This window comes from Alphaproteobacteria bacterium, from assembly GCA_015231795.1.
GTDB lineage: Bacteria > Pseudomonadota > Alphaproteobacteria > Rhodospirillales > WMHbin7 > WMHbin7.
The window spans coordinates 94,999-113,710 of sequence record JADGAX010000001.1 but is presented as its reverse complement, the minus strand read 5'-3'; the positions used below and the strand labels follow the sequence as shown (position 1 = coordinate 113,710).

General features: G+C 60.3%; 16 protein-coding genes. All 16 read right to left on the bottom strand.

Annotated elements, in window-relative coordinates; all coding sequences use genetic code 11:
• Positions 1 to 83: 83 nt before the first annotated feature.
• Entirely contained in the window at positions 84 to 1,109 is a 1,026-nt protein-coding gene (locus HQL44_00485; protein ID MBF0267045.1) for a methyl-accepting chemotaxis protein, read from the bottom strand.
• 864 nt (positions 1,110 to 1,973) lie between these two features.
• Entirely contained in the window at positions 1,974 to 5,429 is a 3,456-nt protein-coding gene (dnaE, locus tag HQL44_00480) for a DNA polymerase III subunit alpha (GenBank protein MBF0267044.1), read from the bottom strand.
• A complete protein-coding gene (locus tag HQL44_00475) occupies positions 5,426 to 6,361 on the bottom strand; it encodes a hypothetical protein (GenBank protein ID MBF0267043.1) in 936 nt (311 codons plus the stop codon). The genes dnaE and HQL44_00475 overlap by 4 nt, the downstream gene beginning before the upstream one ends.
• A 12-nt stretch (positions 6,362 to 6,373) precedes the next feature.
• Positions 6,374 to 7,351: a 4-hydroxybenzoyl-CoA reductase subunit beta gene (hcrB, locus tag HQL44_00470; GenBank protein ID MBF0267042.1), complete on the bottom strand. Its 978-nt coding sequence runs from the start codon at positions 7,349 to 7,351 to the stop codon at positions 6,374 to 6,376.
• Positions 7,348 to 9,657 (bottom strand): 4-hydroxybenzoyl-CoA reductase subunit alpha, encoded by a 2,310-nt coding sequence (gene hcrA / locus HQL44_00465; protein MBF0267041.1) that lies wholly within the window; start codon positions 9,655 to 9,657, stop codon positions 7,348 to 7,350. The genes hcrB and hcrA overlap by 4 nt, the downstream gene beginning before the upstream one ends.
• Positions 9,654 to 10,112, bottom strand: coding sequence for a 4-hydroxybenzoyl-CoA reductase subunit gamma (gene hcrC, locus HQL44_00460; GenBank protein ID MBF0267040.1), 459 nt, complete (start codon positions 10,110 to 10,112; stop codon positions 9,654 to 9,656). The genes hcrA and hcrC overlap by 4 nt, the downstream gene beginning before the upstream one ends.
• A gap of 67 nt (positions 10,113 to 10,179) precedes the next feature.
• Entirely contained in the window at positions 10,180 to 10,656 is a 477-nt protein-coding gene (locus HQL44_00455) for a MarR family transcriptional regulator (GenBank protein ID MBF0267039.1), read from the bottom strand.
• Complete coding sequence (locus tag HQL44_00450) at positions 10,653 to 11,966, bottom strand: phenylacetate--CoA ligase (GenBank protein ID MBF0267038.1); 1,314 nt, start codon at positions 11,964 to 11,966, stop codon at positions 10,653 to 10,655. Before HQL44_00450 ends, HQL44_00455 begins: the two co-directional genes overlap by 4 nt.
• A 33-nt stretch (positions 11,967 to 11,999) precedes the next feature.
• Positions 12,000 to 13,259 (bottom strand): phenylglyoxylate dehydrogenase, encoded by a 1,260-nt coding sequence (locus tag HQL44_00445; GenBank protein ID MBF0267037.1) that lies wholly within the window; start codon positions 13,257 to 13,259, stop codon positions 12,000 to 12,002.
• Positions 13,260 to 13,322: 63 nt separating this feature from the next.
• Complete coding sequence (locus HQL44_00440) at positions 13,323 to 14,561, bottom strand: NAD(P)/FAD-dependent oxidoreductase (GenBank protein MBF0267036.1); 1,239 nt, start codon at positions 14,559 to 14,561, stop codon at positions 13,323 to 13,325.
• Between the two features lie 3 nt (positions 14,562 to 14,564).
• Positions 14,565 to 15,779 (bottom strand): phenylglyoxylate dehydrogenase, encoded by a 1,215-nt coding sequence (locus HQL44_00435; protein ID MBF0267035.1) that lies wholly within the window; start codon positions 15,777 to 15,779, stop codon positions 14,565 to 14,567.
• Complete coding sequence (locus HQL44_00430) at positions 15,776 to 16,051, bottom strand: 4Fe-4S binding protein (GenBank protein MBF0267034.1); 276 nt, start codon at positions 16,049 to 16,051, stop codon at positions 15,776 to 15,778. The genes HQL44_00435 and HQL44_00430 overlap by 4 nt, the downstream gene beginning before the upstream one ends.
• Complete coding sequence (locus tag HQL44_00425) at positions 16,048 to 16,614, bottom strand: 2-oxoacid:acceptor oxidoreductase family protein (GenBank protein ID MBF0267033.1); 567 nt, start codon at positions 16,612 to 16,614, stop codon at positions 16,048 to 16,050. The genes HQL44_00430 and HQL44_00425 overlap by 4 nt, the downstream gene beginning before the upstream one ends.
• Positions 16,611 to 17,471 carry a dimethyl sulfoxide reductase anchor subunit gene (locus HQL44_00420; GenBank protein MBF0267032.1) on the bottom strand — a complete coding sequence of 287 codons (861 nt, stop codon included), beginning with the start codon at positions 17,469 to 17,471 and terminating at the stop codon, positions 16,611 to 16,613. The genes HQL44_00425 and HQL44_00420 overlap by 4 nt, the downstream gene beginning before the upstream one ends.
• Positions 17,468 to 18,124, bottom strand: coding sequence for a 4Fe-4S dicluster domain-containing protein (locus HQL44_00415; GenBank protein ID MBF0267031.1), 657 nt, complete (start codon positions 18,122 to 18,124; stop codon positions 17,468 to 17,470). The genes HQL44_00420 and HQL44_00415 overlap by 4 nt, the downstream gene beginning before the upstream one ends.
• Positions 18,125 to 18,152: 28 nt before the next feature.
• Positions 18,153 to 18,557, bottom strand: a complete 405-nt coding sequence (locus tag HQL44_00410; GenBank protein MBF0267030.1) for a LysR family transcriptional regulator — start codon at positions 18,555 to 18,557, stop codon at positions 18,153 to 18,155.
• Between the last annotated feature and the right edge of the window lie 155 nt (positions 18,558 to 18,712).

Genomic DNA, 18,712 nt, shown 5'->3' with positions numbered 1-18,712 from the left:
GCAATCTTTCGCCAGAATAATCAAGCGCTCACGACCGAGGCAAGGCAAAGCCAAGCCCCACAGCCATCCACAAATCGTTAGTCTTACGCTGCCTTCACGCCAGCCAGGAATTCGTCAACTTCCTGGCGCAACAACTCGGCTTGGCGGGTCAGGGCGCTGGCCGCCTCCAGCACATGGCTGGCCGCCTTGCCGGTTTCGGTGGCCCCCCCCGTCACGCCGCTAATATGGCTGGAGACTTCCGTGGTGGCCCCGGACGCCTGCTGGGCGTTGCGGGCGATTTCCTGTGTCGCCGCCCCCTGCTCCTCGACCGCCGAGGCGATGGCGGTCGAAATTTCGTTCACCTGGCTGATCACTTTGGTGATGCTTTGAATGGCATTGACGGCATCCTGAGTTGCGCCCTGGACCGATGAAATCTGTTGGCTGATCTCGTCGGTTGCCTTGGCCGTTTGATTGGCTAGGCTTTTGACTTCGTTGGCGACAACGGCGAATCCCTTGCCCGCGTCGCCCGCCCTGGCCGCTTCGATGGTGGCGTTCAAGGCCAAAAGATTCGTTTGCGATGCGATGTCGTTGATCAGGTGCACAACTTCGCCGATCTTGTTGGCCGCATCGGCCAAACCCTGGACCATGGCGTTGGCGCGCTCGGCCTCCTGGGCCGCACCCTGGGCGACGCTTGTCGATCGAGAAACCTGACGGCTGATTTCCTGTATCGAGCTTGACAACTCCTCGGCCGCCGCCGCGACCGTCTGCACGTTCGACGACGCCTCTTCAGAAGCCGCTGCGACGGCGATGGCTTGGCGCTGGGTCTGTTCGGCCGTCACCGACATGCTTTCCGCCGTCGCTTCAAGCTCGGTCGCCGAACTGGAAGCGCCATTCACGGTCTCGGTAACGGTCAGGTCGAATTTCTCGGTCAGTTCCTGAATCTTCTGGGCGCGGTTGATCTGAACCTGACGCGCCGCCTCTTGCTCGGCCGCCAGCCTATCTGCCTTGATCATGTTCTCCTTGAAAACCAGCACCGCCCTGGCCATCTCGCCGATTTCATCGCTATTTTCGGTGGCGGGAATGGCGACTGATTTGTCGCCGCCGGCCAAGCGGCCCATGGCGTTTGTCATCTCCTTCACCGGGCCAACGATCGAACGGGCAATCACCAGGGCGAACAGCACGCCCAGAACCGTGGCGCCAATGCCCAGGATAACGACCAGACTCTCGGCAAAGGCGATCATGTTGTACGCCGTCTCGGCGTCATCGGCCATCGTGCGCTTTTCGGACGCCACAGTATCGCTTAGAATTTTTGCGATTTCCTCTTCCCGTGGCGTCAATTCAGCATCGACTATTTTGGCGACGGCCAACTGCGCTTCTGCCAGCCCCCCATCTTCCGGCTTGGCGCCGATCTGCAAGCGCAGCTTGGACATCGTGGCGAAATGATCGCGATGCTGGGCGAATTTCTCGAGCGGCTTGGCTAGATTGCTCTTGCGGACGGGGTCTTCTTCCTCGTCATGGGCAGCTTTCAAGCCTGCGCTGATCATCTGTTCCAGATCGTGCACGCGCTTGAGCGACTCCTCATCGCCGTTCAGCGCGAACAGGCTGACATTTCGGCGTAAGCCGGCAACCGCTCGGTCAAGCTCCATCAAGCGCAGAGCGTCGGAGCTGGCCTGCTCGTAATGATGAAAGCCGCCGCTGACCGACATCAGGCTGACGCCCCCGGTCAAAGCCACAACAATCATCAAGGCCAGCGTCGTGCCGAATCCCAAAAAGATACGGCTGGAGACTTTCATCCGCGCAAGAAAACCCATGCTTCTCTCCCTCATGGCAAAAAACGCCAGAATTGACCAAGGTCAAACACGAAAGGAGAGGAAAACACTGATCTCAGCTATGTCAATTTCGGTAATACCTTATTCAGATTATGGGATTTATTGTAATAATTGTAGAATACATGTTGTGTTTTTCACGGGGTTGAAAAACAAGTCTTTCGTTTATTAGATTTCCCTTAATTCCCGAACGCCTTGAACGGCGCGCAAACCCGACAACAAGCTGGGCGACAGGGCGTAACTTCCCTTGAGCAACATTTCGACTTCGCCTTGTTCGGTTTGCGGCACCAGAATAACCCGCCCTTTTCCTCTGGCTTCCTTGGACAGCAGGGATTTCACTTCGGCCACCGGCGAGACATCGGCGAAATAGACCTTGATGCCGCCCGATGTTTTTGCCGCCGCCTGATCAAGAGCCGAAATTTCCTGGGCCAGCAGCTTGACCTGCTCTTCTTCCATGCGGGCATCGACAGTCAGCAGCAGGGGCTGGCCGCTTTCCAAAAGATCGCGCGAGGCGGCCAATACTTCGGAAAACAGCGTCACTTCAAACGTGCCCGTCATGTCGGAAACCTGGGCGAAGGCGAAGCGCGAGCCGCGCTGGCTGGTGCGCTCCTGTTTGCCGATCAGAACGCCAGCCAGCTTCACCCGGCTTTTGCCGCCAGCCGCCAGATGCCCAGGCAGTTCCGTGCATTTGATGACATGCAGACGTTCCAGGCTTTTGGCATAGGCATCCAGCGGATGGGCCGACAGGTAAAAGCCGATGGCCGCGAATTCCTCTTTCAGCCGGTCCATAGGCGGCCAGTCGGTCCGGTTGGGCAGCCTGGGCGCGTTGGCCTTGGGATCGATGGCGCCGAACAGGCTGGATTGGCCGCTTTCGCGCTCTTCCTGGGCGGCGCTGGCTTCTCGCATCAAGATGTCCAGCCCATCCATCAAACGGGCGCGGTTGTTGTCGAGACTGTCGAAGGCGCCGGCGCGAATCAGATTTTCAACCTGACGACGGTTCAAGGTTTTCGTATCCAGCCTGCGGAAGAGATCGGCCACGTCCTTGAAAGGGCCGTTTTTCAAGCGCTCATCGACCAGCAACTGCATGGCCGCCAGACCGACATTCTTGATGGCGGCCAGCGCGTAGCGCACTTGGCCATTCTCGACGGCGAATGTCGGCATGGATTTATTGACGTCGGGCGGCAGCAGCTTCACCTTCAGGCGATCCAATTCCTGGCGGAAGACCGACAGCTTGTCGGTGGATCCCATGTCGTAGGTCATGGAAGCCGCGATGAATTCCACCGGATGATTGGCCTTCATCCAGGCGGTTTGATAGGCCACCACGGCATAGGCGGCGGCATGGCTTTTGTTGAAGCCGTATTCGGCGAATTTCGCCACCATGTCGAAGATGTGCGAGGCCTGCGATTCCGCCACCTTTCGAGCCAACGCGCCTTCCACGAAGTTCTTGCGCTGGTCGTCCATCTCCTGCTGATTCTTTTTGCCCATGGCGCGGCGCAACAGATCGGCGCCGCCCAGCGAATAACCCGACAGGACCTGGGCGATCTGCATCACCTGTTCCTGATAGACCATGATGCCGAAGGTCTCTTTCAAGATGGGTTCCAGCGTGGGATGCAGATAGTCGGGCGTTTCCTGCCCATGTTTGCGCTTGATGTAGCTGGGGATATTGCCCATCGGGCCGGGACGATACAGCGCCACCACGGCGATGATGTCTTCCAACGTGTCGGGCTTAAGGCCCTTCAGCACATCGCGCATGCCCGCACTTTCCAACTGGAACACGCCGACCGTGTCGCCGCGCCCCAGCATCTCGTAGGTGGGCCGGTCATCGAGCGGCAGGGCCGACAGGTCGATCTCGACCCCCTTTGGCCTGGCCAGCCTGACCGCCGTTTGCAACACGGTCAGCGTCTTCAGTCCCAGAAAGTCGAACTTGACCAGGCCCGCCGATTCCACCCATTTCATGTTGAATTGCGTAACCGGCATGTCTGATCTGGGATCGCGGTACAGCGGCACCAGTTCGTCCAGCGGACGGTCGCCGATCACCACGCCAGCGGCATGGGTGGAAGCATGGCGGTAAAGCCCTTCCAGCTTTTGGCCCACATCCAGCAGTTTGCCCACCACCGGATCGGCTTCGCGCATCTGCCCCAAAAGCGGTTCGCTATCGATTGCTTCGGCGATGGTAACCGGCTTGGCGGGATTTTGCGGCACCAGCTTGCAGATGCGGTCCACTTGGCCGTAGGGCATTTCCAGAACGCGGCCCACATCGCGCAATGCCGCCCTGGCTTGCAATTTTCCGAAAGTGATGATCTGCGCCACCCGATCATGGCCGTATTCCTTCTGCACGTAACGGATCACCTCGTCGCGGCGATCCTGGCAGAAATCGATATCGAAGTCGGGCATCGACACGCGTTCCGGATTCAAGAAGCGTTCGAACAATAGGTTGAAGCGAAGTGGATCAAGGTCGGTGATGGTCAGCGCCCAGGCCACCACCGAACCGGCGCCCGAACCGCGCCCCGGCCCCACCGGAATATCGTGTTCCTTGGCCCATTGGATGAAGTCGGCGACGATCAGGAAATAGCCGGGGAACCCCATTTTTACGATGACGTCCAACTCGTAATCAAGGCGCTCGCGATATGGCTTGGCGGCATGCGCCTTTTGGTCATCGTCCATATCCTCGTTGAAGACATGCACGGGCAATCGTCTCTCAAGCCCGTCACGGGCCATTTGGCGCAAAGCCTCTTCCTCGCTGCGTCCTTCCAGTTTGGTATAGACGGGCAAGATCGGCTTGATTTTGGCGGGCCAGTAGGCGCAGCGTTTGGCGACCGTTAACGTGTTGTCCACCGCTTCGAGCAGATCGGCGAACAGCATGCGCATTTCATCGCCCGACTTGAATCGGTGTTCGGGCGTCACGCGCCTGCGTTCGGGCTGCGACACATAGGCGCCGCCAGCAATGCATAATAGCGCGTCATGCGCCTCGTACATGCTTTCGGGACCGAAGAAACATTCGTTGGTGGCAAGCAGCGGGATATCCAGCTCATAGGCAAAATCCAAGAATCCCGGCTCGGTCTTGCGTTCATCGTCCAGGCCATGGCGCTGGATTTCCATATACAGTCGATTGGGAAAAGCAGCTTTGAACCGGATCAACAAGTCGCGCGCTTTGTCTTTCGCCCCTTCCAGCAACAAGCGTCCGATGGGACCCGCAACGCCGCCGGTCAGCAGCAACAATCCCCCTGCCCGACTTTCCAGATCGGCAATCGTTATTTGCGGCGTCTCGCCCGCCTCGGTTTCCAAAAAGGCCTTGCTGACCAATTTCAGCAGATTGGCGTATCCGTCCGGGTTCTGGCACAAGACGACCACGCTGTCAGGCTCCGGCTTGCGGCCTTCGCGAAAGGCCCCACTGCCTTCGACCTCGTCCCTTCTGATCGCCAATTGGCAGCCGACGATGGGCTGGATTCCGGCATCCGTGCAGGCCGATGAGAAATCAAGGCCTCCGAACAGATTGCTGGTGTCGGTCAGCGCCACCGCGGGCATCTTGTGCTTTTCGGTCAGCTTGACCAGTTCCTTGACCTTGATCGCCCCTTCGGCCAAGGAATAGGCGCTATGCACGCGCAGATGAATGAAACCCGTCATGGCTTGAACGCTGACCCCAGATAATCGATCACGGCTGACTTGACGGCATGATAGCGGTCTTCGTCATATTTGGACCAGGGAGATTTTCCGGCGAAGAAGGCTTCCATCTCCATAATCGCTTCGGGCTGCTCATGAACGCGCTTCAACAGGGTTTCATTGGCTTGGCGAACCAGCGACTCGCGTTCGGCATACCAGGGAATGTCGCCCGCATAGGCCGCCAGCGCCAATTGCTTGGCCGACGCCAAGCGCTCCTCGGTCATGGCGCAGAAGACCTTGTACCAAAAGCCAAGCTCGCGCATGCGGTGTGTGCCCGGCGGCTGGTCGCCCTGCGGCGTCACATTGAGGGGCAACCTGAATTTCAGACCGGCGGCGGTCGCCACCTGATCAAGCCAAGTATCGGCGAACCAGAAGGGAAAATAGGGCGGCACGAAATAGCCCAACTTGTTGAACCATGCGGCTGTCCCCGAAATAATGGTCAGCGTGTCGGGATTCTTCTGAAACGAGTCGGGAATCTGGCCAAGCCCCAATCCGTTGGGCGTTTGGCCAAGCACGTCGCGCACGGCCTCATCCCAGCCTTGGGTTAGCATCAGGTAATCGTCGATGAAGCCCAGATAGAAACCAGGGCCGTCGGACACCGACTGCCACAGCAAATTCCAGGTCATGGCCAGCGTCGGCTGGCGGGGCAGCACCACCCAGTTCAACGAAAACGGCAGGGAATTGGCATCCACCCGACCGATATAGTCTTGCGTGGTTTGGTCGTCGTCATCGACGGCGATCCAGAAAGAGACAAGATCGGGCCGCCTGGTTGCGATCAGGAAAGATGAGATCGTTTCGCCCAGCATGGCCGGACGCCCCCGGGTCGGAATCATCACGGCGATGCGTTCCGGGTTCAGAACTGGCTTGGCGGGATGGCGAAGGCGAAGATCAATCACGGGGCGAGATTATCATCCCGCCGAAGCGCTCTCCAGCCACAACTTATCCACAAGATGCTGCGTCAATTTCAACAGCATCCGGCGGCGGTATTTCGGCCCGGTCAGGGTGGATTTCAGCACGTTCGACACTTTGCGAACGGCCTTGGCAAGAATCTCTGACGCTTCTTGGTTCCATTCCATGCCGGTTAGATCGCCGGTAGGCACCAGCAAGGGGGCCGAATTGGACCCCGTGATGGCAACGCGAAGACCGGCGATTTTCCCGCCGTCCTTCTTCAAGGCCACGGCAACGCCAGCCAGGGGAAATTCAATCGCCTCGCGCACGCGGGCCTTTTCATAGGCCGCCTGCCAGCCAGCCTGATCAGGAACGACGACGCTCGTCAGGATTTCGCCGCGCGCAAGCGTTAGATGCTCGGCCCCGTTCTCCTTGAACAGATCGGCCAACAAAAGCGTGCGCTGCCCATCCGGCCCAACGATCTCGGCGCTGGCGTTCAGCACCATCAGGGCAGGAGCGACATCGCCATGATAGGTGGCGTAACAACGATCGCTTTTGGTCACGACGTGGCATTTGCCGCCGCGATATTTCAGGCAGAAATCATTGCCTTCGCGCCACCAATCGCTTTGATTATAGAAAACGCAGCGCGTGTCCTGGCACAGATTGCCGCCCAGCGTTCCTTGCGCGCGATGGGTGGGACCGGCCACGCCAAGCGCCGCCTGTTTTATGGCAACCGGCGTCAGCAAAGAGTCGGCCAAGGCCTCCAACGTCGTCAGCGCGCCGATGCGAAGCCCGCCATCCGCCATCGGTTCGATAGCGGACAGGCCGCCTAGCTGCGACAGATCGACCAGCAATTTTGGCTCACCCAAACCGCGGCGCAAATTGGGCAACAGATCGGTACCGCCCGCGATGGACAACACGCCTTCTTGCGAAAGGGCCGCGACGGCCTCGTCGATGCTGGTGGGGCGCAGCAGATTGAAATCGGGAAGCAGGTTCATTGCTGGGCCTCCTTCGCATCAAGATAGTCGGCCATGCGATCCGGCGTTAAGGGAAACTGATCGGCGCGCACCCCCGAAGCCTCGTACACGGCATTCATGACGGCTGGCAAAAAGCCCGCCAACATGCCCTCAGAGGCTTCCTTGGCCCCGAAAGGCCCGTTGGGGTCGATGGACTCCACGATGATCACTTCGATGTCGGGGCTGTCTTGCATGGTCGGCACGCGGTAATCGATCAGATTGGCATGCAGCATGCGGCCATCTTCGAAGCGGGTTTCCTCGGACAAGGCTTGGCCCATGCCCATCCAGACGCCGCCTTGAATCTGGCCTTCGACGGCCAGCGGGTTGAGCGCCTTGCCCACGTCCACCGCCACCCAAACCTTGATGGGCTTGACCCTTCCGGTGATCTCGTCGACCTCGGCCTCGACCACCTGGGCGGAATAGCAAAATCCCATGGTGGCGCCGATGGCGCTGCCCCTGATCGCCTTGTCGCCCATGAATTCCTTGGGACAGGCGAAGGTGCCCTTGACCGTGATGGTGCCGCTATTGACCATCGCTTCCTTGACCACGTCGCCGAAGGACAATCCCTTGTCCTGGCCGCCCGCCACCATGAAATGCTCGTCATGGTTCTCGATGTCTTCCGGTCGCGCTTCCAGCTTGCGCGCCGCCGCTTCGGCCAATTTCTGCCTTAGCTGCGTGGCGGCATCCAGGGCGGCATTGCCGACCATGAAGGTCACGCGCGACGAATAGCTGCCATTGTCTTTGGGCGTCAGCGCGCTGTCGGCTGCGATCACGCTGATGCGCTTGATATCGACGCCCAACACTTCGGCCACCACCTGGGCGGCCATGGTGCTGGACCCCTGGCCGATGTCGGCGGCGCCGGTAAAGATGGTCAGTCCGCCATCGAAATCGACTTTCAGATTGACCGTGGCATGCGGCTCGCCGGTCCAATGTTTGGGCGTCGAAGTGCCGGACACGAAATGGGCGCAGCCCATTCCCAGCCCCCTGCCCTTGGGCATCTTGCCCCTGCGCTCGTCCCAGCCCGAGGCCTTCTTGACCTTCTCGAGACATTCCGGCAAGCCGTAGCTCATGACCTTCTGGGCCAGCATGGTGGTGTAGGGGATCGATGGAATCAGGTTGGCCTGGCGCACCTGAAAAGGATCAAGCCCCAGTTCCTCGCCCATCAAGGTCATCAGATCCTCGAAGGCGGCCCTGGCGTCGACCGTGCCGTGGCCGCGCATGGCGCCGCAGGGCGGCGTGTTGGTATAGACACGCCAAGCATCGTGCTTGATGGCAGGAAGGTCGTAAATGCCATGCAGCAAAGCGCCGGTATACAGAATGGTGATGATGCCGTAGCCCGCATAGGCGCCACCCGGCTGGATGACCTCTTCATGGCAAGCGGTGATCTTGCCATCCTTGGTCATGCCCAATTTCATGGTGATCTCGGCCGCCGGACGGCCGCGATGCGAAATGAAGGCTTCCTCGCGGGTCTGCAAGACGCGCACCTTGCCTTCGGCCTTCACGGCCAGAAGTGCTGCGATGATCTCGAAGCTCAGCGTTTCCGTGCGCGCGCCGAAGCCGCCGCCCAGGAAGGGCTTGACCACGCGGATGCGCGACGTGTCCATCTGCAGGCACTGCGCCACTTTCAGATGGACGTAATAGGGCACCTGGGTCGTGGTGTGCAGCGTCAGATATCCGCGATCAGGATCATATTCGGCCAAGCTGGCGTTGGGTTCGATATGGACGTGATTGACCTCGGCGAATTTGTAGGTTTTCGAGCGGATCAGATCGGCCTTGGCGAAACCATCCTCGACATTACCGAATTCGTTGTGCACTTCGCGCAGCACGTTGTTGGGCTTGTCGTCGTGCAGCGCCACTGCGCCCGCCGCCATCGCCTTCTTGGGATCGTAATAGGCAGGCAGGTCTTCATATTCGACATGGATGAGCTTGAGCGCCGCCGCCGCCGTTTTTTCGTCGATGGCGGCCACGGCGGCTACCGGATCGCCTCGATAGCGCACGCGCTCGCGCGCCAATGGATATTCGTTCTCGGCAATCGGCAGAACGCCGAAGGGAACCGGCGTGTCGGCGCCGGTCGCCACCGTCACCACGCCGGGCAGGGCCAAAGCCTTCGACACATCGATCGACAAAATGCGCGCATGGGCGCGGGTGGAGCGCAAGATGCGCCCGGCCAGCGCGCCGACATGCGCCAGATCGGCGGTATACTTCGCCTTGCCGGTCACTTTTTCGACGCCGTCGATCAGCGGGGTTCTGGCGCCGATCTTGCCATTCTGGGGAACGAGGGCGTTCATTGAGCCGCCTCCTGCACCGCTTCGACGATTTTGACATAACCCGTGCAGCGGCACAGATTGCCCGACAGCGCCAGCTTGATCTCATCAACCGACGGATCGGGATTTTTGCGCAACAAGGCCTCGGCGGCCATGATCATGCCGGGCGTGCAGAAACCGCATTGCGTGCCCAGCTTTTCGTGAAAGGCCTGCTGCAAGCGGCTCATGCGGCCATTTTCCACCAGCCCCTCGACCGTTTCAACGCGCCTGCCCGCCACCTGATGGGCCAGCGTGACGCAGGCCAGACGCGGACGATCATCGACCAGAACCGTGCAAGCCCCGCATTCGCCGCCATCGCAGCCCTGCTTGGTGCCGGTCAGGCCAACTTGGTCGCGCAGATAATCGATCAACAGGGTGGCTGAATCGACCGCATCTTCGCGCAGCCTGCCATTCACCCATAGGGAAAGGATGGATTTCATGAACGCCTCCTTGTTCTTGCCAAGAAGGATACGCCGCAACTAGTTTGACGTCAAACATTTATACTTATTATATTTCAATGACTTGCTTTGTCTTCATGGCCGAAACCGATTCCAGCAGGCGCGACAATTGAGCACGCTCGTCAGCCGACAGCTTGCCGAACATCCGTTTTTCATGATCGAGCACGCGCCGCTTCAATTGACCCAGCAGCTTGCGTCCTTCGCCCGTCAGAACCAGTTCATTGGTGCGCTTGTCAGTGGCCGATGGGCGGCGCAACACCAGCCCCCTGCCCTCAAGGTGATCGAGCAAAGCGACCAGGGTGGAACGATCAAGGCGGATGGCCTTGGCCAACTGCATCTGGCTTAGGCCCGGATTGGCGTCGATCAGGGCCAGGGCGCCGAAACGCGTCGGCGTGATGTCGAACGGGCGCAGAGCGCGTTCGAAATCATCGAACAGGGCGATCTGGGCCAGACGCAGGCGAAAACCGATCAGGCCTTCAAGAAAGCCTAGATCAAGTCCCCGCTTGCGGTCTTGCCCTTGCCTCACGCCGGTTTCTTGCGCAGGTCGCGCACGCGCACCGCCTTGCCCATCGAGCGGGGAATCTCGCCGGGCGACAGCACGACGACCCGACACGAAACGCCGATCATCGATTTGATATGGTGCTGCACGTCATGGCCGATGGCGTCGTAGGCGTCCTGGCTGGTCGCCATGCCGGGTTCCGCTTCGATCTCGACGGTCAGCGTATCCATATTGCCTTCGCGCTGCACGACCAATTGATAGTGCGGCGATACGCCGGGCCTGCCCACCATCACCGATTCGATCTGGCTGGGATAGACGTTGACGCCACGGATGATCAGCATGTCGTCGTTGCGCCCCGTCACGCGCAGGATGCGCACATGCGTGCGTCCGCAGGCGCATTTCTCGTCGTTTAGCTTGGTGATGTCCCTGGTGCGATAGCGGATCATCGGCAGCGCTTCCTTGGTCAGCGTGGTGATGACCAATTCGCCGGGCTGGCCCATCGGCACGGGCTGCAACGTGTCGGGATCGACGATTTCGAACAAGAACTGGTCTTCCCAGCCATGCAGGCCGCAACGATGCTCGCATTCGGCGGCCACGCCCGGCCCCATGATCTCGGACAGGCCGTAGATATCAACCGCCTTGATGCCTAGACGCTCGTCCAGTTCGGCGCGCATCTGCTCGCTCCAGGGTTCGGCCCCGAAGATGCCGACCTTGAGAGGGGATTTCCTAAGATCGATGCCTTCCTTTTCGGCCACCTCGGCGATGTTGAGCGCATAGGAAGGCGTGGCGCACAGCACGCGCGCGCCGAAATCTTGAAGCAGCACGATCTGCTTTTCGGTATTGCCGCCCGACATGGGAACCACCGAAGCGCCCAGGCGCTCGGCCCCGTAATGAGCGCCCAAACCGCCGGTGAACAGGCCATAACCATAGGCGTTGTGGATCACGTCGCCGGGCTTTGCCCCCGCCCCCATCATCGAGCGGGCCATCAGGTCGGCCCAGTTGCTGATGTCGGCAGGCGTATAGCCGACCACGGTCGGCTTGCCGGTGGTGCCCGACGAAGCATGGATGCGCACCACCTTTTCGCGGGGCACGGCGAACAGTTTGAAGGGGTAATTGTCGCGCAGATCGGTTTTCACCGTGAAGGGGAAGCGGGCGATGTCGGCCAGTTCCTTCAGGTCGTCGGGTTTGACGCCCACCTTGTCGAAGGCCGACTTGTAATGCGGCACATTGTCATAGGCGTGCCTGACGATTTTCTTCAAGCGCGCCAACTGAACCTCGGCCAGCTTGTCGCGCGGCATGGTTTCGATGTCGGGCTGGTACATCTGCGAGCTGCTCATGGATAACGTCCCCTTTTCCTGGGCCACCCCGGCTCACGCTTTTTGAAAGCGCTTGAGCATGGACAGCCGATCCTCCAACAGTTTTTTTATTCTGTCCACCTGCTCTTGGGCCAGATGGCGGTATTTCCCAATCGCCTTGAGATAGCTTTCCAAGGGCTTGGGCTTGTCGGTCGGGTGGGTGAACACCAACCCGCGATCCGGTTCATAATCCCACAGGGTCACGAAATTGCTTTCCACCATCAATCGGCAAATGTCGATGGTCAGGCCCGCCGGGAAACGCCAGCCCGAAGGGCAAGGCGCGTACAGATGCAGATAGGCGAAGCCTTTCTTCGAGGCTTCAAGCGCCCGGTCCAGCTTTTCATAGAAGTCTTCCATGTAAACGCTGGAGGCGGTGGCGACATAGGCCGCGTTGTGCATCATCATGACCATGGGCATGTTCTTGGCGTCGGTTCGCTTGCCCTGCAATTTGTCGCCCACCGGCGTGGTGCTGGTCCAGGAACCGAAACTGGTGGCGCTGGAAGCCTGCATGCCGGTGTTCATATAGCCTTCATTGTCAAAGCAGATGAACAAAATACGCTCGCCGCGCTCGGCCGCTCCCGACAAAGACTGGAACCCCACATCCGACGCCCCGCCATCGCCCGCCAGGGCCAGCGCGGTCACCTCGCGCCCTTGGCGCTCATAGGTGCGCTTCAACCCGGCCAGCATGCTGGCGGTATTGGTCAGCAAAGGATGGAAGATGGGCACCTTGGCCCCGGCTTTGCCGTTATAGCCCACAGTTCCCATGCCGGGAATACAGCCGGGGGGGGCGGCCACTACCACATTCTTGCCCACCTTGCGCAGCACATGGCGGATCATCAGTTCCGAATTGCAGCCCTGGCAGGCGGCCAAGCCAGGAGCGAACAGATCCTCTTCCTTGCCATAATCGTTATAGATTGCCGCCGTCGTGACATAACCCAGCGCTCCGCTCTTGCATACTTTGACGCAGGCCGGATCGCCGCCGCATGTGTCGCATTTGGCGACATGGCCCACGCTTGCTTCGAACGTAATGCCGCCATAGGCGCAGCCTACGGTACAAAGCAAACAATTGACGCAAGTGTCGGCGTTCCAATCGATTAGGCCGTTGCCCTGGTTCTTGGTCAGAGCGCCCGACGGGCAGTTCATCACGCATTTGGCGTCGCCGCACTGGCGGCACAAAGCCGCCTCGTACTTGCCTTCCTCGGCGACCACGATCTTGATGCGCGACTGGGACAGATCGTCAGCGCTCCCGGTCTTGGCCTTGGCGCAGGCCATCATGCATTCGCCGCATCCGACGCACAGGCTGGCATTGTAGGTCAGGCTGTTATATGCGCTCATGGCCTATCTCCACAGCCTGGACATGAGCATGCGCCCCACTGCCTTGGGATCGGCCAGGAAGCGATCCTTGACCTCGGACAGATCGGTGCGGCGCAAGATCAGTTGCCACAAGATGCCCGGATCGATCGGATGATTGACCGATGCCACGCCCATCAGCATGCCGTCCTTCAGCACGATTTTCAGATAGGTTCCCGCCGCCTCGTCGATGCGCAGATGGGCATCAACGCCCGAAGCGTCGCCGACCCCCACCGAAATCGCCTGCTGACCAAAAAAGCTGTAGGTGTTGAGCGAGACCGAACCGGGAAAGGGTTTGACCCCATGGTCGCCCACCATCGCCTGTCCGGCTATCCGGCCCTGTTCGACCGCAATGGGCAGAATGCCCGCCACGCCGGTTCCCGGTGCCTGGAACAGGCTGGCTTCGGCGCAATCGCCTGCCGCCCACACATTGGCGGCGCTGGTTCTTTGCATCTCGTCGACCAGAATTCCGTTGGCCGTTTTGATGCCTGTTCCATCTAGAAAGGAAAGCTGCGGCCTGACGCCGGTGGCGATCAACAGCAGGTCGAAGGGAAGCTCCGCGCCATCATCCAGCACCGCGGCACCCGGCTTGATTTCCTTGACCGAACGGCCGAATTCAAGCGCGATGCCGTGATTTCTGAAGGCCGCCTCGATGATCGCCGAGGCGGCCTTGTCGAAATAGCCTGGCAACACTTGGCCCTTGGCCTCGACGATGGTTACCTTGACGCCCGCTTCGGCCATGTTCTCGGCGGCATGCGTGCCGATCAGCCCAGCCCCCAGCACCAAGGCCGACTTGGCCGATCCCATGGCGCTTTTCAGATTAAGCGCGTCGTCCATCGTGCGAAGCACGTGATAGGAAACATCCTTCAGGCCGGGAATGGGCGGGATGCTGGGCTGGGCGCCGGTGGCCAGCAGCAGTTTCTCATAGCGCGCCATCCGCCCACCTTCGAAATGCGCCGTGTTATTGGCGCAATCGAGCGACTTCAGACTGGCGTTCCTCAGGAAAGAAACCTTCTTCTCCGCGAAGTAGGCATCGTCGCGCAGCGCCACTTTCTGGGGAACCGAACGACCGGAAACCACATAGGGAAGCACGGTCGGCGAATAGGGCAGATGGTCTTCGCGGGTGGCCATCATCAGGCTGGCTTCGGGATCAATCATGCGAATGGCGTCAAGCGCCGTCAAACCCGCATGGCTGGACCCCACGATCAGATAGGTGCAGTCTTGCATCGCCTAATCCTTCTCGTTCATCCAGATGGGGCCTGACGGCATGTCGCCCTTGGCCACGATGTCGAAAGCCTGCTCGAAGTGCGATTGCGTCATGTCGGCGCCCGCAAGCCCGCCGATGAACGGGATGCAGGGCATGACGAAACCCGACTTGGCCATGGCGGCCAACACGTCGTGATGCATGGGGCCTGAATTCCAGCCATAGCTGACCGAGCGGTCGACCACCCCCACCGCCTTCACCTTGGACAAGGCCTTCGCCATCGCCTGCACGGGGAAGGGGCGATAGGTTTTCACCTTGATCACGCCCACCTTGCGCCCGGCATCGCGCAGAGCGTCGCAACAATCCTTGGCCGCACCCGTCATGCTGCCCAGGGTGACCAGAGCGATCTCGGCATCGTCCAAACGGTATTCCTCGACCAAGGGCGCATGGGCGCGTCCGGTGCGCTTGGCCCAATCGGCATGCACGTCGCAGATCACCTGCAGCGACCGCGCCATCGCATCGGTCTGGCCTTTTCTGTAACGCACGAACATCGAAGGCCCCGCCCCGCCCGCATTGCCGGTCAAGGGATCGACCGACATCGGGCGTTCCGGATCAAGGGCCGCATGCCAGTTGATGCTTTTCGGACCCAGGAAATCATCGACCATCGCCTGATCGGGCAATTCGCAACTGGTGACGCCAAAGGACAGGTAATTGCCGTCGTGATTGACGTTGACCGGCAGCATGATTTCGGGATGCTCTGCCACCTTGTAGCCCATGATGACGGTATCCAGGATTTCCTGCACCGTTTCGCAATACATGTGAATCCAGCCGCATTCGCGCACCAGCATGGCGTCTTGATGGCCGCCCCAGACGCATTGCGGCGTCAAAGTGTCGCGGGTGACCAGCGAGGCCACCATGGGCAGGCGCAGACCGGGCTGGCGGATATAGGGTTCGAACATGAAGGCCAACCCCGGACCCGAGGTGGCGGTATAGGTTCTGGCCCCGGCCAGCGCAGCGCCTTGCAGCGCCGACAGTACGGAATGCTCGCCTTCCACATTCATCAGTTCGGCATCCAACTCGCCGGTGGCGATCATGGACGACAGCGCCTCGACCAGCGAGGATTGCGGCGTGATGGGATAGACGGCCACCACATCGGGCCTGGCCAGGGCGACGCCCTTGGCGGCGGCCTCGTTGCCATCGACGACGATGATCTTGCCCCTGGCTTTCGATTGGACCGTCATTCCTGCGGCTCCTCGACCATGACGATGGCGCGGTGCGGACATTCGTTGGCGCAAATGCCGCAGCCCTTGCAGGTGGCGTAATTCACGTCGAACCAAGCGGGCATTTCCTTGATGCACTGCACCGGGCAGAACAGCCAGCAGACGGCGCATTTTACGCATTTGTCACGGTCCACCACCGGGCGCATGGCCCGCCAATCGCCGGGCAGCATGGTGGACAGTTCGGTGGCGACCGGACACAGATTGTCGGGAATGTTGGCCCTGGGGTCCGTCATGCCGCCGCCCTCAATTCGTGAATCTCGGTCTCGGCATAGCCGCGCTCCACGGCTTCCAAATTCTGCTTGAGGCCCGCATCGCGAAACTCACCCTCCTCGATCGCCGCTTTCAGCGAGTCCAGCCCCACCAGCCCAGTGGCGCGGGCGAAAGCTCCCAGCATCACGGTATTGGTGATGGGGCGCTTGAAGATGGAAAGCGCAATGCCCACCGCGTCACATAGCCCGATCCTGGATACGACGTCGGGAACGCCCAGACGCTCGATATCGCCCTTGCCCGCTTGCACCAAAATGCCGCCAGCGCTCATGCCTTGGAAGATGTTGATCACGCGAGACACCGTGGGATCGATGCACAAGATGACATCGGGCTTGTAGATGTTGGTCATGGCGCGGATGGGTTTGGAATCGACGCGCATGAAACAGGCCACGGGAGCGCCCCGGCGCTCGAAACCGAACGAGGGAATGGCGACCACGTAGCGCCCCTCGCCCGCCATGGCTTGGGCCAGCAGTCCCGACGCCATCACGGCGCCTTGGCCGCCGCGTCCATGAATGCGAATCTCGGTCATACCCAACCCGGCTTGACTGGCGCCCCCGGCTTGCCTTGGCCGCGCACGGGAACGCGGGGAACGGCGAAGCCCTGATTATAGGCCGCTTTCGTGATCAGGATAAGTTTCATCCACCAGCCCGAGGCGACGACCAGCAATCCGCCGCCCATCGCCAATAGCGGGCTTTCAGAAAATTCCGCCGCGCCGATCAGCAGAAGCGGCAGCATATGGCCCGCGATCAGAAACAGTTTGCGGCTGACGGCGAAGGCTTTGATCGTTCCAGCCGGAGCGCCATCCGCCTCAAGACGGTTCAGATAGAGCTGCCACAGGGCGTAGCGCAAGCCGATCAGAACCAAGGCCAGAAACGCGCCCTGGCCTGGGGCGAACAACATCGCCACCCCGGCTCCTTCGGCCAGTCCCATGGCCAACAAGGCAGGGATCAAGGCCGGATGACGCCAAGCGGGAATGCCTTTGCTGGCCGATATGATGCGCGCCTGACAATACAGATAGAACAGCCCCACCAGCGCCGCCGCCATCAGGGCCAGCGTGGAATCGAACAGAAAGGCCAGGCCGCCCAGACCGAACAAGGGCATGGCGACCAATCCCTCGCGGGTCATCCAAGAGGTCTGGGGATGAAAGAAAACATTGATGGCGCGCCAGGGCCTGCCGATCTCCAGCCACACGCACAGCAATCCCAGGCCGACGAAGGCCAAGCCCAGAATGGAAAACAGGCCAATGGGCGTCAGCCCCAGGAACGCCGCCACCGCCAGCAAACCCGTGCCGGTGCCGCCGCCGATGAAATTGCCGGCGGCACGGGCATCCCAGTTGGTTTGCAGCCAGGGGGAAACGCCTTTGATCTCGCGCAGGTCGGATGTCATGGCGCATCATCCCAGATGTAATAGATGTTGGGACCCGTTCCCAATTCCTCATGCATGCGAGACGACTGGTTTTCCGCCAGCAACCGGCTGACCGCGCTGTCCTTGTCGTCCAGATCGCCGAATTGAAGCGCGCTCGAAATGCAGGAATTGACGCAAGCCGGAGTCGCCTGCCAGTCTTTGCCGGGAACCAGCCCCAAAGCCAGCCCCTCGTCGATGCGGTCGGCGCAGAAGGTGCACTTCTGGGCGACGCCGATCAGCGCCTGATCGAATCGCGCCGCCTCGTGCGACATTTCGCCAGCCGCCTCGCCGTAAGCGCTTAAACGATCCTTCACCTTGAAGCGCGCCTGATAGGGGCAGGCGACGGCGCAATAGGCGCAGCCGATGCACAGGTCATAATCAATGATGACGATGCCGTCGTCGCGCTTCTTGGTGGCGGTCGAAGGGCACACGGTCATGCAGGGCGGATCGTCGCAATGCATGCAGCCCACCGGCAAGAAGGAGCGCCGGACATCGGGATACGTGCCCGTCTCGACATCAAGCACCTTGCGCCATTGAATGCCGGGCGCCGTGGCGTTCGAATTCTTGCAGGCCGCCGTGCAGGTCTGACAACCCACGCAACGCCTGAGATCGGCAACGAGAACGTACTTTGTCATAAGGCGATCCCTTTAAAGGGAATGCAGATTAACCTTTGGACTTGGCGATCTTGGCTTTGATGCGCTCGGCCGTTTTCGCCACATCAACCACGAAGCGCCAATGTTTGCCGCGACAAATCTGGTCCATGGCGTCCTTGCCCGTCACTTCGAAGGTGACGGCCTTGCCCTGAACCTCGGCGATGGTGACCGTGAATTCGACCGCCATGCCCAAAGGCGTGGCCGCCATATGGTCAAACTCGACCCTGGTGCCCACCGAATCCTCGCCAACGTCCAAATGCTCCAGCAGGAAATCGCGGCAGGTCTGTTCGATGTCGCGCACCATCGAAGGGGTGGCGTAAACCCGCCCCTCTTCGCCCATGAAGCTGATGGTCCTGTCCTTATCGACGTCGAAACGCCTCGTGGCGGCAAGACCTGCGGCAAGACTGGACTTCATGGGGCTTCCTCCATCCTAGGCGTTGTTCCGGCCTTAGGGCCGGTTGCTATCGAAAACTAGCATCGCGATACCGAATTCGCAATCAAATTCGACACACTTTTCTCATTTTGTTAATTGCATAATGTATCATGTCTTGAAGCGCAGCGCCCACTTGC